This is a genomic window from Lysobacter alkalisoli, from assembly GCF_006547045.1.
GTDB classification, from domain to species: Bacteria; Pseudomonadota; Gammaproteobacteria; order Xanthomonadales; family Xanthomonadaceae; genus Marilutibacter; species Marilutibacter alkalisoli.
In genome coordinates, this window is sequence record NZ_CP041242.1 from 3163841 (window position 1) to 3180118 (window position 16278).

A 16278-nucleotide genomic window follows, 5' to 3' on the forward strand; every position below is an offset into this window, starting at 1 on the left:
GCCGGCCGGTTCGCATCGGGTAGAATGGCCGGCCATTGCGGCACGCGCGAACACGCTGCAGTGCCCCTCCCCTCCACCCCACGCGCCTGTTGGAGCGAGATGCTTGAACTCCTGCTAGCCCTGCCGTTCGTATTCGCCCTGTGGGTGATGCTGCACCGTTCGGCTTCGCGCCGGACCACGGCCTGGCTGGCCGGTGCCGCTCCATTGCTGGGCCTGGGCCTGCTGGCCCTGTTCACGCCACAGGTGCTGCGCGGCGAAATCCCGGCATCGGTCCACCCTTGGATGCCACAGCTCGGGCTGATGTTCTCCCTGCGCCTGGACGGCCTGGCATGGATGTTCGCGCTGATGGTGCTGGCGATCGGCGTGCTGGTGGTGATGTATGCGCGCTACTACCTGAGCGAACGCGAGGATGCACCGAAGTTCTTCGGCTATCTGCTGCTGTTCATGGGCTCGATGCTGGGCATGGTGCTGGCGGGCAACCTGCTGCTGCTGGCGATCTTCTGGGAGCTGACCTCGATCAGCTCGTTCCTGCTGATCGGCTATTGGTCGCAGAAGAAGGAGGCGCGCGAAGGCGCGCGGATGGCGTTGACGATCACCGGTGCCGGCGGCCTGGCGCTGCTCGGCGGCGTGATCCTGATCGGCCAGGTGGTTGGCAGCTACGAGCTCGACGCGGTACTGGCCGCCGGCGACGCGATCCGCGCCCATGCCTGGTATCCGGCAATCCTCGCTCTGGTGCTGGCCGGCATCTTCACCAAGAGCGCGCAGTTCCCGTTCCACTTCTGGCTGCCGCACGCGATGGCGGCGCCGACCCCGGTCTCGGCCTACCTGCACTCGGCGACGATGGTGAAGGCCGGCGTGTTCCTGCTCGCACGCCTGCACCCGGTGCTTGCCGGTACCGACCTGTTCTTCTACGTGGTCACCGCGGTCGGCGCCGCGACCCTGCTGGTCGGAGCGTGGAACGCGATCTTCCAGCACGACCTCAAGGGACTGCTCGCCTATTCGACGATCTCGCACCTGGGCCTGATCACGATGCTGTTCGGGCTGTCGACGCCGCTGGCGGTGGTCGCCGGCCTGTTCCACATCCTCAACCACGCGACCTTCAAGGCCTCGCTGTTCATGGCCGCCGGCATCATCGACCATGAGACCGGCACCCGCGACATGCGTCGGCTCGGCAACCTGCGCCGCTACCTGCCGTTCACCAGTGCATTGGCGATCATCGCCACCCTGGCGATGGCCGGCATCCCGCTGCTCAACGGCTTCCTGTCCAAGGAGATGTTCTTCGCCCTGGCGCTGGAGATCGAGGGCCATGCCGGAGTGCGCACCGCCGCTTCGGTCGTGGCCTTCCTGGCCGGCGTGTTCGGCGTGGCCTACAGCGTGCGTTTCGTCCACGACACTTTCTTCGGCAGCGGCCCGCGTGCGGTCGATCGCGAGATCCACGAGCCGCCGCGGTTCATGAAGATCCCGGTCGAGGTACTGGTGGTGCTGTGCCTGGCGGTCGGCATCGTGCCGGCATGGACGGTCGCGCCGGTGTTGCACGCAGCCGCTACCGGCGTGCTCGGCGATGCGGTTCCCGACTACAGTCTGGCGATCTGGCATGGGCTGAACCTGCCGTTGATGATGAGCTTGGGTGGCGTGATCGGCGGCATCCTGCTCTACCTCGGCCTGCGCCGGCTGTTCAACATCCATGCGATCGCCCGGCGGGCGATAGGCCGCCACTTGTTCCGGGTCAACACCCGTGCCTTGCTGGTCAACGCCCGCCGCTTCACCTTCCACGTCACCGACGGCAGCCTGCAGCGCTCGCTGTGGTGGGTGCTGGTGGCGGTGCTGGCGCTTGCCGGTGCGCCGACGCTGGCGGCGCTTGCCACCGCTTCGGGTACCAGCCAGCCGATGCCACCGCTCGGATGGGCGATGTGGCTGGTGACGATGGCCGCCACGGTGGCGACCGTGGTGCTGCATCGCAAGCGTCTGGTGGCCCTGGTGGTGATCGGCGCGGTCGGGCTGGCGGTGAGCATGATGTTCGTGCTGATGTCGGCACCGGACCTGGCCCTGACCCAGTTGCTGGTGGAGATCGTCACCATCGCGCTGATGCTGCTGGCGCTGAACTACCTGCCGCAGGAATCGGCACCGACCGACAGGCGCATGCGGCGTTGGCGCGACGGCGTCATCGCGGGCGTGGTCGGGCTCGGCATCGCTGGCCTTGCCTACGCGATGATGACCCGTCCGCTCGACACCATCGCCACCGAATTGCTGGCGCGTTCGCTGCCCGAGGCCTACGGCAGCAATGTGGTCAACGTGATCCTGGTCGACTTCCGCGGCTTCGACACCTTCGGTGAAATCACCGTGTTCGGTATCGCCGGACTGGTCGTGCATGCGTTGCTGCGGCGCGCGAGGATTGCCGCCGATGAAGTGATCCCCGGTCCCGCGCATACGTTGCCGATGCCGGCCAACCTCAGCCACCTGCTGTTCCCACTGGCGCTGGCGGTGTCGATCTACCTGTTCCTGCGCGGCCACAACGCGCCGGGTGGCGGCTTCATCGCCGGCCTGGTGCTGGCGGTGCCACTGCTGCTGCAGTACGTACTGCTCGGCTCGAACTACGTCGAGGCACGGCTGGGCTTCGACTACGCGCGCTGCATCGGCCTGGGATTGCTGATCGCGGCGGCGACCGGCCTGGTGCCGATGCTGATGGGCTACCCGTTCCTGACCAGCGGCCATGTCGGCCTGCAGTTGCCGCTGATCGGTGAAGTGCCCTTGTCCAGCGCGATCGGCTTCGACATCGGCGTGTACCTGGTCGTATTCGGTGGCGCGATGCTGATCCTTTCGATGATGGGCACGGTCAAGCCGCCGCGCTCCCCCGCTCCAGCCCAGCAAGTTCCAGCCCAGGAGGCCGGCTGATGGAATTCGCCCTCGCCAGCATCATCGGGGTGCTCACCGCCGCCGGTATCTATCTGCTGCTGCGCTCGCGCAGCTTCGACGTGATCCTTGGCCTGACCCTGCTTTCCTACGCCACCAACCTGCTGATCTTCTCGGCCGGACGGCTCGCCATCGGCAAGCCGCCGGTGCTGGTCGATGGCATGGCGCCCACGCTGGCCAACCATACCGACCCATTGCCGCAGGCGCTGGTGCTGACCGCGATCGTGATCGCCTTCGCGATGACCGCGGTCACCATCGTCATCGCGGTACGCAGCCGTTCCGACAACGGCAGCGACCATGTCGACGCCGGCGGTGAGGGCATGCCGTGATCGAGACGATCGGTACCCATCTGCCGGTCCTGCCGGTCCTGCTGCCGCTGCTGGCCGGCGCACTGCTGCTGTTGCTGGAACGCCATGGCATCGGCGTCCAGCGCGCGCTCTCCACGGTCGCGATGGTGGCGCTGCTGGCGACGTCGGCGGCGCTGCTGCGGGCCGCCGATGACGGCACGGTCACGATGTACCTGCTCGGCGATTGGCCGGCACGGCTCGGCATCGCCCTGGTCGCCGACCGCACCAGCGCGCTGCTGGTGCTGACCACGACCCTGCTCGCGATCGCCAGCCTGCTGTACGCCTGTGCAGGCTGGGACCGCCGCGCACTGCACTTCCATGCGCTGTTCCAGCTGCAGCTGGCCGGCCTCAACGGCGCCTTCCTGACCGGCGACCTGTTCAATCTGTTCGTGTTCTTCGAGGTGATGCTGATCGCCTCCTACGGCCTGCTGCTCAGCGGCGGGCGCGGGCCACGGATGCGCGCCGGCCTGCATTACGTGGTGTTCAACATCACCGCCTCGACCCTGTTCCTGATCGCGCTGGGCCTGCTGTACGGGATGCTCGGCAGCCTCAACATGGCCGAGCTGGCGTTCCGGATCGGCCAGGCCGACCCTGCCAACCTGCCGCTGATCCGCGCCGCCTCGGGCATCCTGTTGGTGGTGTTCTGCGCCAAGGCCGCGCTGGTGCCGTTGTACCTGTGGCTGCCCAACGCCTACTCACGTGCCCCGGCGGCGGTGGCGGCGCTGTTCGCGGTGATGACCAAGGTCGGCGTCTACACGGTGTTGCGCGTATACACCCTGGTATTCGGCAGCGAAGCCGGCGAGCTGGCCGGCTGGGCCTGGACCTGGCTGCTGCCGGCCGGCCTGCTGACCCTGGTGCTGGCCAGCCTTGGCGCACTGGCGAGCAAATCGCTGCGGATGCTGGTCGCGTTCCTGGTGATCGCCTCGGCAGCGACGCTGTTCATCGCCGTTTCGCTGGATACCGTGGAAACGGTCTCGGCCGGACTCTACTACCTGGTCCACAGCACCTTCGTCGCCGGCGCACTGTTTCTGGTCGCCGACCTGGTCCGCCGCCAGCGCGGCGTGGCCGGCGACAACCTCGATGTCGCCGGCCCGCTGCGCCACAGCGCCCTGCTCGGGGCGCTGTTCGCGGTGGCCGCGGTGTCGACCTCGGGCATGCCGCCGCTGTCGGGCTTCCTTGGCAAGGTGCTCCTGCTCGAAGCGGTACCTGCCACCAACGTGGCCTGGGTGTGGTCGATCGTGCTGGTCACCAGCCTGCTGACCGTGGTCGCGCTGGCGCGCACCGCCAGCCAGGTGTTCTGGCGTGCGCGGCCGTGGCCGGAAACCGCCTCGTCCCCGGCACCGCCACAACCGGCACAGGTCGCCGCAGCGATATTGTTGCTGGGGTACGGTATCGCCATGACCCTGTTCGGTGGCCCGATCATGCGCTACACCGGCGACGCAGCCGCGCAGCTGCTGGCTCCGGCCGACTACATCAACGCCGCCCACGGGACTGCGCCGCAGCTGCGGGAGCCGTCGCCATGATGCGCCGGCTGTCCTCGCTGCCTCTGAGCCTGGCGGTGTTGCTGCTGTGGCTGCTGCTGGTCGCCGAACTCTCGCCGGGGCAGGTCGCCCTGGGGGTGGTGCTGGCCCTGCTGCTGCCATGGCTGGCCGGGCTGCTGGAACCCGAGCGCGCCCGCTTCGGCAGCATCCCTGCCTTGATGAGGCTGCTCCGGCGGGTGCTTTGGGACATGATCCTGTCCAACATCGAGGTCGCCCGTCGCATTCTCGGCCCCGAGCGCGTGCTGACCCCGGGCTTCATCTGGGTACCGCTGGACCTGACCAGCATCCATGGCATCACCGCCCTGGCCAGCATCATCACCCTGACCCCGGGCACCGTTTCCGCGGAACTGAGCGCCGACCGCCGTTACCTGCTCGTGCACTGCTTCAACCTCAAGGATGCCGATGCCCAGGTGGCGGAGATCAAGGCCCGCTACGAGTCGCTGCTGAAGGAGATATTCACGTGACCGTCCTCTCCACCTCCGTTCTGAGCCTCGCGGTCAACATCTCCCTCTACATCGTCGCGGTGGCGATGCTGTTCAGCCTGTACCGGCTGCTGGCCGGTCCCGCCGTGCCGGACCGGATCCTCGCGCTGGACACGCTGTACATCAATGCCATCGCCGCTCTGATTCTGTTCGGCATGTACCTGGGTTCGTCGATCTATTTCGAGGCGGCGCTGATCATCGCCATGCTCGGCTTCGTCGGCACGGTCATGCTCAGCAAGTACGTGCTGCGCCGTGACATCGTCGAATAGGAAACCCGCGAATGAACGTCGTGCTCGAGTACCTGCTTGCCGCGCTGCTGCTGATCGGCAGCGGCTTCGTCCTGGTCGGTTCGCTCGGCCTGGTCAAGCTGTCGGATTTCTTCAAGCGCCTGCATGGCCCGACCAAGGCCAGCACACTCGGCGTGGGCTGCATCCTGGTCGCCTCGATCGGCTGGCACGCCTGGCACGGCGACGGCCTCGGCCTGCGCGAGATCCTGGTCACCCTGTTCCTGTTCATCACCGCCCCGATCAGCGCCCACCTGATGTCGCTGGCGGCGCTCAAGCTGGGCATGGAACAGCGCCCCTCCAGGCTGGCGGAAGACGGCGACAACCGCCCCGATTGAACGACTGCCCCGGACGCAAGTCGCTGTTCCAGAACGGAAATCAGCCTCCCGGCGGTTGGCGCCGCTGCATCGGCGACCGGATGCACAGTTCCTGAAAGACAACCGGTCCGCCGCGGCCATCCGGATCACAATGAGGGTACGATTGATCGTTTAAGTGGTTTTACCTGAAACCACGCGTGTCCTGCGTACCGCCGTGATACCGATGACGAAAACACCAATCACCTGCCTATGCCTGGTCGCCAGTGGACTGCTGGCCGCCCTTCCATCCCCTTCCGATGCGGCGTCCGCCAGCGCGGGCCGCAGCAAGGACATCCTCGGCTGGGTCGAATGGGTGGAGGTCGGGCAGGCCCCGCTGCAACTCAAGGCCAAGCTCGACACCGGCGCCACCACTTCGTCGCTGACCGCCGATGAAGTCGAAGTGTTCGAGCGGGATGGCAAGCGCCATGTGCGCTTCGTGGTCCGCGACCCGGCCCGCGACGTCGACCGGACGCTTGAGGCCACCCTGGTCCGCCATGTTCGCATCCGCCGTCATGGTGGCGAGGTCCAGCGACGCCCGGTGGTCTCGCTGGAAATGTGCCTGGGCACGGTCCGACGCAAGGAAGAGTTCACCCTGATCGACCGCAGCTCGTTCGTGTACCCGGTGCTGGTCGGGCGCAACTTCATGAAGGACCACGTGATTGTCGATTCCGGCGCGACCTTCATCCAGCGGCCCGCGTGCGAGAGCGACAAGGCCGAAATCGCCGACACGGGGATGCGCCCGGCATGAGGCGCTGGCACCTGCTGGCCCTGGTGGTGCTGCTGGTGGCCACTGCGGTGTCTCTGATCGGCTACAAGACGCGCGTGCTCGGCTATCCGTTGTCGCCCGCGACCGAGGTGGAAAGCTGGGTCGTCGAGGCGCGGCTGGCGTTCGAGCCGGGCAGCGGACCGGTCAAGGCCGAGATGGCGATCCCGCTCGCACCGGTCGGTCATGTGCTGGTCGACGAGAACTTCGTCTCGCGCGGCTATGGCATCCAGACCGAGAGCCGTGACGACAACCGGCTGGCGCTGTGGAGCATCCGTCGCGCTTCCGGTCCGCAAACCCTCTATTACCGCGCCACGGTGGCCCGCCAGGAAGGTGTGCGCAAGCCACAGGGCGTGCCCGCGCTGGAGCGCGCGCCCGAATACGGCGACCTGGAAGGCGCTGCAGTCGAGGCGATCCTCGACGAGGTGCGCGGCAAGTCGGCCGACATCGCCACCTTCTCCTCGCTGTTGGTGAGGCTGCTCGCCAGCCCGGCAGCGGACGGCAATGTGGAACTGCTGCTGCCGAAGCCAGCCTCGCCCGAGGCACGTACCCGTACCGCGATTCAGGTCCTGGCCGGCGCACGCATCCCGGCAAGGATGGTGCAAGGCATCCGCCTGGGCAGCGGCGCCAGCAACCTGCAGCCGGAGCCGTGGCTGGAGGTCAACAACGGCGACCGCTGGATTCCGATCAATCCGGCCGACGGCTCGCATGGCTATCCGAAGGACTTCCTGATCTGGTGGCACGGCGACGAGCCGCTGTTCTCGGTCGAACACGCCCGTCAGCCGCGGCTGCAGTTCTCGGTGACACGATCCCTGGAACCGGCACTGGACATGGTCACCCGCCAGGCCGAACTGGCGCATTCGCCGGTGATGGCGTACTCGCTGACCACCTTGCCGGTGCACGTGCAGAACGTCTACCGCGCGCTGCTGCTGATACCGATCGGCATCCTGCTGATCGTGTTCCTGCGCAACGTGGTCGGGGTGCGGACCTTCGGCACCTTCATGCCGGTGCTGATCTCGCTGGCCTTCCGCGAGACCGACCTCGCCTCCGGCGTGATGCTGTTCTCGATGATCGTGGTGCTCGGCCTGGCCGTGCGCTTCTACCTGGAGCACCTCAAGCTGCTGCTGGTGCCGCGGCTGGCGGTGGTGGTGATCGTGGTGATCATGCTGATGCTGCTGGTCAGCCTGCTGGGCTACCGGCTGAACTTCGACGTCGGTCTTTCGGTGGCGCTTTTCCCGATGGTGATCATGGCGATGACCATCGAGCGCATTTCGATCGTCTGGGAAGAACATGGTCCTGCCGATGCCATCAAGCAGGCGATCGGCAGCCTCGTGGTCGCGATTGCGTGCTATCTGGCGATGTACCACCCGCAGGTGGAGCACTTCGTGTTCGTGTTCCCGGAAGTATTGCTGATCGTGCTCGCGATCACCCTGCTCCTGGGCCGCTACACCGGCTACCGTCTGAGCGAGTTGCTTCGCTTCCGCGCATTCGGGGAAGTCGCACGTCGATGAGCTGGTTCGTGCCGCCGTGGAAGTTGCGCGAGGCCGGTGTGCTCAGCCTCAACGCGCGCAACGCGCTGTACATCGCCGAAGGCAATCCACGCCGGCTGTATCCGCGCGTCGACGACAAACTGCTGACCAAGCAGCTGGCGCTGGACGCCGGCATGGCGGTGCCGGACCTGTACGGGGTGGTGTCGAACTACCACGATGCACGGCGCTTCGAACGCATCCTCGATGGCCACGACGACTTCGTCATCAAGCCCGCCCGCGGCGCCGGCGGCGACGGTATCGTGGTGGTCACCGCCCGGCTCGGCGAGGGCTTCCTGAAAATCAACGGCGCACGCCTGTCCCGCGACGACATCGTCCACCACCTCGGCAACATCCTGTCCGGGATGTACAGCTTCGGCGGCCGCCCGGACCAGGCGATGGTCGAGTACCGGGTACAGCCGGACGACGTGTTCGCCGCGATCTCCCACCTCGGCGTGCCCGACGTGCGGGTGATCGTGCACCGGGGCTTTCCGGTGCTGGCGATGCTGCGTCTGCCGACGCGGGTATCCGGCGGCAAGGCCAACCTGCACCAGGGCGCGGTCGGTACCGGCATCGACATCGCCACCGGGCTGACCGCGCATGGCGTCTGGCACGAGGACAGCATCGACCGCCATCCGGACACGATGCAGCCTCTCAGTGGCATCACGATCCCGGGCTGGCAACGGATTCTGGAACTGTCGGCGCGCGGCTACGAACTGACCGGCCTGGGTTACCTGGGCGTCGACATCGTGATCGATCGCACCCATGGTCCGCTGATTCTCGAACTCAATGCCCGCCCCGGGCTGTCGATCCAGATCGCCAACCGCCGCGGCCTGCGCAGCCGGCTGGAGCTGATCGACCGCGAAGGCGGCAAGGATCTCGACTTCGCTGCGCGTGCCGCTTTCGTTCGTGAACGCTTCGCGGCCTAACTGTTCAGGAACAGCAGTTCCAGCGCCACCCAGCCGGCGAATGCCGCCACCAGTACCCCGCCCTCGCCGCGGCTGAGGCGCAGGTCGCCACGCAGCATCGGCACCAGCATCAGCGCGATCAGCAGCGCCGCCGGCAACTCGAAGCGGATGAACGAGACCGGTATCGGCACCGGCCGCCACAGCGCCATGCCACCAACGATGACGAACAGGTTGAACAGGCTGGAGCCGATCACATGACCGGCCACCATCTCGCCCTGCCCGCGCCGCGCTGCGACTACCGCCGCGGCCATTTCCGGCAGGGCGGTGGCGATCGCGACCGGCAGCAGGCCGGTCAGCAACGGCGTCAGGCCCATGGCCGAGCCCAGCACCAGCCCGTGCCGGATCACCAGCACGGCGCCGAAATACATCAGCACCGCCGCAATCGCCAGCCGTATCAGATTCAGGTCGAGCCCGGTCCGGGTTTGCGCATAGGCGGCGATCGCATCCTGCAGTTCCGGAGCTTCGCGACGGGTACGGGCGATGGCGAACGCGAGCACGGCGACAAAGGCGACCAGCAGGAGCAGCCCATCGATCCGTCCCAACGACCCGTCGAGGCCAAGCCCGATTACCGCCAGCGTGCCAAGCAGCAGCAGGAGCAGCAGCGGCGACAACGCACGCCAACGCACCAGCAACGGTGCCGCCAGTGCAGCCGCGCCGAGGGTCAGGCCGAAATTGACGATATTGCTGCCGACTGCGTTGCCCAGCGCCAGTCCCGGTTGCCCCTCCAGCATGGCCCGGAGATTGACCGCCAGCTCCGGCAGCGAAGTGCCGAACGCGACCAGGACCAGTCCGGCCACGAACGGCGAGGCGCCAAACCGCCGGGCCAGCCCGGAGGCGCCCTTGACCACGGAATCGCCGCCCAGCGCGAGCAGAACCAGGCCGAGGACGAACCACAAAATGGCAGCAGGCATATCGTGCTCCCCTCACCAAGTGACGCGGGCCAGCAACATCTGCCGGCGCAGACTGATAGTCCCGGATCGAGCCGGCCCGACCGTTCCCCGGCCGGGGTTACGAGCAACCTTCGACGTAATCGACCTGCGGCGGCAGGCCCACGCGCCAGCGGCTGACCTGGCCGGCTGCATCGACCTCGAATACCAGCACGACGTCATCGCTGTCACCGGCCACGCGCAGGTACTGTCCACCCTCAACGTACTTGTGCGGAATGGTTTCGTGGCCGGCATGCAGCGCGCGCACCTCATCGGCCGGCATTCCGACACGGCCGCCTTGCGGCGCCTCGATAGCGGCATCTGAGATGTCGTAGCGGACGAACCGGCCGCCTTCGATCATGAAGGCCGGGCGGGTTTCAGGCGTCTCGCTTTCCGGCCACAGGTAGCGGCAGGCCCCCTCTTCCACGGCACCGCCGGCAGCAACCAGAGACAACCCATCACCGCCTGCCGCGTGCATCTCTTCGACGCTCATGCCGAATCGCAGCGGGCCATAGCCATCCCGCCGCGCGAGGGCGGGCTCGCGCACCGACGGCAACAGGGCCGCGGCGGTGGCCGGGGGAATGTCCTCGACGGGCTGATCGTCGAACAGGCTCTCATGGACTTCACCGGAGTCGTCGTCCTGCGCGTCGCCGTCGCCAGGTCCGGCGGCGGTGTCCGCCCCTTCCAGCACCGGCGCAGACGGCTCACCGGCGGTTGTGACCTCGCTCCCCTGCGGCTGGCAGCCCGCCAGCACGGCAACAGCCAGCGCAAGGGATAAAGCGGTGGCAACAGCCGGGGTACGACAAACGGAAACGACAGGGTCCATGGACTGCCTCATCAGGGGAGCCCCGGGCTGCATCCGGCCCGCGGGGGACTAAAGCCTACCGCATCGGGCCGGCAGGCAGGCGTGAGCCGGACCTGCCTGCCCGGGCATTCGCGGATTCCGCGGGGTGTGCATCAGCCCGGTGGCGTGAAGTGTTTCTCCAGGCCGGCCCAACAAGCCTGGTAGTCGCGCTGGCGATGCGCCGCTTCGACCGCCTGCCGGGTCGGCCGGATCACCGCGCGCGTCTCGAACATGAAAGCCATGGTGTCGGCGATCACGTCCGGCTTCGACAGATCGGCGCTGCTGGCCTTGTCGAAGGTTTCCGCATCCGGGCCGTGTCCGGTCATCGAGTTGTGCAGCGAGGCGCCGCCGGGCACGAAGCCCTCGGCCTTGGCGTCGTAGGCGCCGTGGATCAGGCCCATGAACTCGCTGGCGATGTTGCGATGAAACCACGGCGGCCGGAACGTGTCCTGCGCCACCAGCCAGCGCGGCGGGAAGATCACGAAGTCCAGGTTGCTGGTGCCGGGGGTATCGCTGGGCGAATGCAGCACCAGGAAGATCGACGGGTCGGGATGGTCGAAGCTGATCGAGCCGATGGTGTTGAAGCGGCGCAGGTCGTACTTGTACGGCGCGTAGTTGCCGTGCCAGCCGACCACGTCGAGCGGCGAATGGCCGATCGACGCACGCCACAGGTGGCCCTGGAACTTGGCGATCAGTTCGAAGTTGCCTTGCTTGTCTTCGTATGCCGCATTCGGGGTCAGGAAATCGCGCGGGTTGGCCAGTCCGTTGCTGCCGATCGGGCCGAGGTCGGGCAGCTTCAGCAGAGCGCCGAAGTTCTCGCAGACGTAACCGCGTGCCTCGCCGTCGGGGAGCGAGACCGCGAAACGGATGCCGCGCGGCACCACCGCGATCTCCTGCGGCTCGACCTCGAGCACGCCCAGCTCGGTAGCGATGTGCAGCCGCCCCTGCTGCGGCACGATCAGCAGTTCGCCGTCGGCGTCGTAGAAATATCGCCCGTCCATGTCGCGATTGGCCGCGTACAGATGGATGCCGATCCCGTGCTGCGCGGCCGGCGAGCCGTTGCCGGCCATGGTGAACAGGCCGTCGATGAAGTCGGTCGGCCGTTCCGGCGTCGGCAGGGGATTCCAGCGCATCTGGTCCGGGCTGACCGGACCGTCGCCGAAGTCGTTGTGGAACCTGCCAATGGAAGCCGGGGGCTGCATGCCTGGCGCGCCCAGATAGCGCTCGAACGAGCCGTGCACCGCCGCCGGGCGGATCCGATACAGCCAACTGCGGCGGTTCTCGGCTCGAGGCGCGGTGAACGCGGTGCCCGACAGCTGCTCCGCGTACAACCCGTGCGCGACCCGCTGCGGCGAATTGCGCCCGACCGGCAGGGTGCCGGACAGCGCCTCGGTGGCGAACTCGTTGCCGAAGCCTGATTGGTAGCCGTTGCTTGCGATTGCCATGTTGAAAACACCGCTTGAATCCCCTCTCACTCCGGGAGAGGGGTTGGGGTGAGGGTCTGGCGGCCAGCGAAGTTGAAGATCGCCCCAACCACCGCTTCCGTTTGGTTCAAAGCATCGTTGTCAGAACCGCATTACCGTGATCCCCTGGGATTCCAAACAGTCGGTACGCGCTGCATCCACCTCGGGATCGTGCTGCGAACCATCCAGAAGGCGGCGCCGATTACAGCACGCCGCGCTTCATCTGGTCGCGCTCGATGCTCTCGAACAGGGCCTGGAAGTTGCCCTCGCCGAAGCCCTCGTTGCCCTTGCGCTGGATGATCTCGAAGAAGATCGGACCGATCGCGTTCTGGGTGAAGATCTGCAGCAGCTTGCGTTGCTGGGTCTCCGGGTCGGCGTCGATCAGGATCTTGTTCTTCGCCAGCCTCGGCACGTCCTCGCCGTGGTCGGGAATACGCTGGTCGATCACCTCGAAGTAGGTGTCCGGAGTATCGAGGAACTCCACGCCCTGCGCGCGCATCGCCTCGACGGTGGTGTAGATGTCGTCGGTGAAGCAGGCGATGTGCTGGATGCCCTCGCCCTTGTAGGCATCGAGGTACTCGTTGATCTGGCTCTTGGGGTCATTGGACTCGTTGAGCGGGATGCGGACGATGCCGTCCGGCGCGGTCATCGCCTTCGACACCAGACCGGTCTTTGCGCCCTTGATGTCGAAGTAGCGGATCTCGCGGAAGTTGAACAGCTTCTCGTAGTAGTCCGACCACTTCTGCATGTTGCCGAAGTACAGGTTGTGGGTCAGGTGGTCGATGAAGGTCAGGCCGAAACCGGCCGGATTCGGGTCGGCACCTTCGATCGCCTCGTAGTCGCCGTCGTAGATGCTGCCCTTGTCGCCGTACCTGTCGACCAGGTACAGCATGCAGTCGCCAATGCCCTTGACCACCGGCGCGTCGACGGCCTTGCTGTCGGCTTTGTCGGTGATCGCCTCGCCGCCGTTGCCGACCACGGTGTCGAACACCTTGCCGGCCGGTTCCTTGAAGCGGATCGCGAAGCCGCAGGCGCTCGGGCCGTGCTTGGCGGCGAAGTCGGCGGCGAAACCGTCCGGATCTTCGTTGACCAGGAAGTTGACACCGCCCTGCCGATACACCGTAATCGGACGGCGCTTGTGGCGCAGCACGGCCGTGAAGCCCAGCTTGCGGAAATAGTCGTGCAGGGATCCAGCCTGGCCTTGCGGCGCGGCGAACTCGACGAACTCGAAGCCATCGATGCCGAGCGGGTTCTCGAAGGTGGTGACCTGCATGCCAAGGTTGGGTTGGGCGCTCATGGGGACTCCTGGGTTCTGCCTGGGTTGCCTGGGATGGCTGGATGGGCGGCGCGCACTGTCGCGCTTCATAATCACCCTTTATAGTTTCAAATGAAACCATACGCAAGGCCATCGTACGCAATGAACACGTCCAAGCCGGCAACCAAGCCCCCGCAGGGCCGCGGCCCCACCCGCCCTGGTCACGCCCAATTGGGTCACGCCCAATTGGATCTCGAGCATTTCCTGCCCTACCGCCTGTCGGTGCTGTCGAACCGGGTCAGCTCGGCGATCGCGCAGGTCTATTCGCAGCGCTTCGCCCTCAGCATCACCGAATGGCGGGTCATGGCCGTGCTCGGCCGCTACCCGGACCTGTCGGCCAACGCGGTCGCCCAGCGCACCGCGATGGACAAGGTCGCGGTAAGCCGGGCGGTTTCGCGGCTGGTCGAAGCCGGACGGCTGGAGCGCGAGATGCACGACGACGACCGCCGCCGCTCGGTGCTGCGCCTGAGCGAGGACGGCTACAGGATCTACGACGAGATCGTGCCGCTGGCGCTGGACTTCGAGCGGCGCCTGCTCGGCGGCATCGGCGAGGACGAGCGCACGGCGCTGTTCAACCTGCTCGACCGCCTCGACGAACTGGAGCTGCAGGCCGAAGCCGACGCAGCCGGAGGTTGAAGGCACCGGTACTGCTTCCCGGCCGCTGAGACTGGGCCAGCCTGCAAACCACCCACACCCGATACAACGAAGAACGGCGGCCCAAGGCCGCCGTTCTCGATTCGATGACCACCCGTCGCCACCCGTACCCGCGATGCGGGCACGGGTGTGGATCGTCACTTCAGTTCTTCTTCCGGATGCATGCCGGCAGCGGCCGGTTCTGCAAGTTCGCCCACACCGGCAAGCGCGGGGTTGTCATCCTTGAGCGTGTCCAGGTGCATCAGCTTGCGGATCAGCGGCGCCACGATCATGAAGCCGACACCCACCGCCACCGCGACCCAGCCGACCGTGGTGTACACCTCCAGCACCACCTGCTGGGCGGCATCCTCGCCGGACGCGGCTTCCGAACCCGTCGCAGCCGCGATCAATCCGGCGACGAAGTTGCCCGTGGCCGACGCGAAGAACCAGCAGCCCATGATCAGACTGGCAAGGTGCGCGGGCGCCAACCGGTTCATCGCCGACAGCCCAACCGGCGACAGGCACAACTCGCCGGTGGTGTGCAGCAGGTAGATCAGGAAGATGAAGAGCACCGGCGTCATGTTGCCGGTGGCGACACCCGCTGCGCCGGCCACCAGCACCAGGAAACCGAAGCCAAGCTGGATCATGGCCAGTCCGAACTTCGCCGGTGCGGGCGGCTCCAGCCCCCGCTTGCCCAGCCACGTCCACAGCATCGCGAAGAACGGCGCCAGCAGGATGATGTACATCGCGTTGATCGACTGGAACATCGAAGCCGGCACGTCCCAGCCCAGCATGTTGCGGTCCACGTAGCGGTCGGTATAGAGGTTCAGCGACGAGCCGGCCTGTTCGAACAACGACCAGAACAGCACCGAACCGATCATCAGGATCATCGCCGCGAAGATGCGATCGCGCGCATGGCGGTCGAGCTTGGTCACCGCCGTCCAGATCACGTATGCCAGCAGCACGATGCCGCTGACGAACAGCGCCCAGCCCACAACCTTCTGGTTCTGCACCATCCACCAGCAGGCAACGACGACGAGGATGCCGAAACCGTAGAGCAGCCATTCGAACGGGATGCCCGCGATGCGTTCGCGCAGCTTGGCCGGCGCCCTGGACTCACCGCGCCCCTGCAGCAACGGCTTTCCGATCACGAACACGATCAGGCCCAGCAACATGCCGACGCCGGCGGCGCCGAAGCCGTACTTCCAGCCGTACACCTCACCCAGGTAGCCGCACAGCAGCGAACCGAGGAAGGCGCCGAGGTTGATGCCCATGTAGAAGATCGTGTACGCACCATCGCGGCGCACGTCGGTGCGCGGATACAGCTGCCCCACCATCACCGAGATGTTGGCCTTGAGGAAGCCCGAGCCGACGATGATGAAGGCCAGCGCCAGCCAGAACGCATCGAGCGCGGGACTGCCCTGCCCACCATCGCCTTCGAAGCCCATCAGGAAGTGGCCGATGGTCAACAGCACCGCGCCATACAACACCGCCTTGCGTTGCCCCAGGTACTTGTCGGCCAGGTAGCCGCCGATCACCGGGGTGATGTAGACCAGCGCGGTATAGGCGCCGTACACCACCGAAGCTTCGCCGTCGGAAAACAACCAGTGCTTGGTCAGGTACAGGACCAGCAGCGCGCGCATGCCGTAGTAGGAGAAACGCTCCCACATTTCGGCGAAGAACAGCATGAACAGGCCGCGTGGATGGCCGAGAAGGGTCTTGCCTTCCTCGCCGACGGAACCGGGTGTGGAACTCATGTGTGGTGGACTCCTGCGGGCCACGGATAGCCCTGGGCAGACGGATCGGACGCCCCCGGCCGGAACCGGGGGCGTGAAAACGACCGCAAGGTGTAACCGCTGCGACTCGGCGGAGTCAAACCGGCGGCGTATTGCGGCAGTGCAGCATTTCCCTCGGGCAGTC

General features: G+C 66.6%; 16 protein-coding genes. 10 read left to right on the forward strand and 6 right to left on the reverse strand.

The genetic code is table 11. From position 1 onward, the window contains the following. The first annotated feature begins 99 nt into the window (after window positions 1-99). The 9 genes from FKV23_RS14005 to FKV23_RS14045 all read left to right on the forward strand — a co-directional run bounded on the left by FKV23_RS14005 (window position 100) and on the right by FKV23_RS14045 (window position 9138). Window positions 100-2892, forward strand: a complete 2793-nt coding sequence (locus FKV23_RS14005; protein ID WP_141624409.1) for a monovalent cation/H+ antiporter subunit A — start codon at window positions 100-102, stop codon at window positions 2890-2892. Next, window positions 2892-3239, forward strand: coding sequence for a Na+/H+ antiporter subunit C (locus tag FKV23_RS14010; protein ID WP_141624410.1), 348 nt, complete (start codon window positions 2892-2894; stop codon window positions 3237-3239). Before FKV23_RS14005 ends, FKV23_RS14010 begins: the two co-directional genes overlap by 1 nt. Then, window positions 3236-4780, forward strand: a complete 1545-nt coding sequence (locus FKV23_RS14015; protein WP_244244016.1) for a monovalent cation/H+ antiporter subunit D — start codon at window positions 3236-3238, stop codon at window positions 4778-4780. The genes FKV23_RS14010 and FKV23_RS14015 overlap by 4 nt, the downstream gene beginning before the upstream one ends. Beyond that, on the forward strand, window positions 4777-5262 hold the full coding sequence (locus FKV23_RS14020) for a Na+/H+ antiporter subunit E (protein ID WP_141624411.1): 486 nt from the start codon (window positions 4777-4779) through the stop codon (window positions 5260-5262). Before FKV23_RS14015 ends, FKV23_RS14020 begins: the two co-directional genes overlap by 4 nt. A gap of 20 nt (window positions 5263-5282) precedes the next feature. Beyond that, window positions 5283-5549 (forward strand): K+/H+ antiporter subunit F, encoded by a 267-nt coding sequence (locus FKV23_RS14025; RefSeq protein ID WP_208543296.1) that lies wholly within the window; start codon window positions 5283-5285, stop codon window positions 5547-5549. An 11-nt stretch (window positions 5550-5560) separates the two neighbouring features. After that, entirely contained in the window at window positions 5561-5902 is a 342-nt protein-coding gene (locus tag FKV23_RS14030; RefSeq protein WP_141624413.1) for a Na+/H+ antiporter subunit G, read from the forward strand. A gap of 202 nt (window positions 5903-6104) precedes the next feature. Continuing rightward, window positions 6105-6668 carry an ATP-dependent zinc protease family protein gene (locus FKV23_RS14035; protein WP_141624414.1) on the forward strand — a complete coding sequence of 188 codons (564 nt, stop codon included), beginning with the start codon at window positions 6105-6107 and terminating at the stop codon, window positions 6666-6668. Then, complete coding sequence (locus tag FKV23_RS14040) at window positions 6665-8194, forward strand: inactive transglutaminase family protein (RefSeq protein WP_141624415.1); 1530 nt, start codon at window positions 6665-6667, stop codon at window positions 8192-8194. Before FKV23_RS14035 ends, FKV23_RS14040 begins: the two co-directional genes overlap by 4 nt. Then, window positions 8191-9138, forward strand: a complete 948-nt coding sequence (locus FKV23_RS14045) for an alpha-L-glutamate ligase-like protein (protein ID WP_141624416.1) — start codon at window positions 8191-8193, stop codon at window positions 9136-9138. Before FKV23_RS14040 ends, FKV23_RS14045 begins: the two co-directional genes overlap by 4 nt. On the opposite strand, the gene FKV23_RS14050 is transcribed toward FKV23_RS14045, so the two are convergent. The 5 genes from FKV23_RS14050 to hppD all read right to left on the reverse strand — a co-directional run bounded on the left by FKV23_RS14050 (window position 9135) and on the right by hppD (window position 13707). Next, the gene (locus FKV23_RS14050) at window positions 9135-10088 is read right to left on the reverse strand and encodes a sodium:calcium antiporter (RefSeq protein ID WP_141624417.1); all 954 of its coding nucleotides are present in this window, start codon (window positions 10086-10088) and stop codon (window positions 9135-9137) included. The genes FKV23_RS14045 and FKV23_RS14050 overlap by 4 nt on opposite strands. Before the next feature lie 97 nt (window positions 10089-10185). Continuing rightward, a complete protein-coding gene (locus tag FKV23_RS14055; protein WP_141624418.1) occupies window positions 10186-10929 on the reverse strand; it encodes a hypothetical protein in 744 nt (247 codons plus the stop codon). Between the two features lie 131 nt (window positions 10930-11060). After that, window positions 11061-12392 (reverse strand): homogentisate 1,2-dioxygenase, encoded by a 1332-nt coding sequence (gene hmgA, locus FKV23_RS14060; protein WP_141624419.1) that lies wholly within the window; start codon window positions 12390-12392, stop codon window positions 11061-11063. Window positions 12393-12512: 120 nt separating this feature from the next. Further along, a complete protein-coding gene (locus FKV23_RS17860) occupies window positions 12513-12572 on the reverse strand; it encodes a hypothetical protein (protein WP_407067682.1) in 60 nt (19 codons plus the stop codon). A gap of 40 nt (window positions 12573-12612) precedes the next feature. After that, entirely contained in the window at window positions 12613-13707 is a 1095-nt protein-coding gene (gene hppD / locus FKV23_RS14070) for a 4-hydroxyphenylpyruvate dioxygenase (RefSeq protein ID WP_167285265.1), read from the reverse strand. Between the two features lie 120 nt (window positions 13708-13827). On the opposite strand from hppD, the gene FKV23_RS14075 reads away from it, so the two are divergent. Then, entirely contained in the window at window positions 13828-14361 is a 534-nt protein-coding gene (locus FKV23_RS14075) for a MarR family winged helix-turn-helix transcriptional regulator (protein ID WP_141624420.1), read from the forward strand. Window positions 14362-14516: 155 nt separating this feature from the next. On the opposite strand, the gene FKV23_RS14080 is transcribed toward FKV23_RS14075, so the two are convergent. Further along, window positions 14517-16115, reverse strand: a complete 1599-nt coding sequence (locus FKV23_RS14080; protein WP_141624421.1) for a peptide MFS transporter — start codon at window positions 16113-16115, stop codon at window positions 14517-14519. Window positions 16116-16278 lie beyond the last annotated feature (163 nt).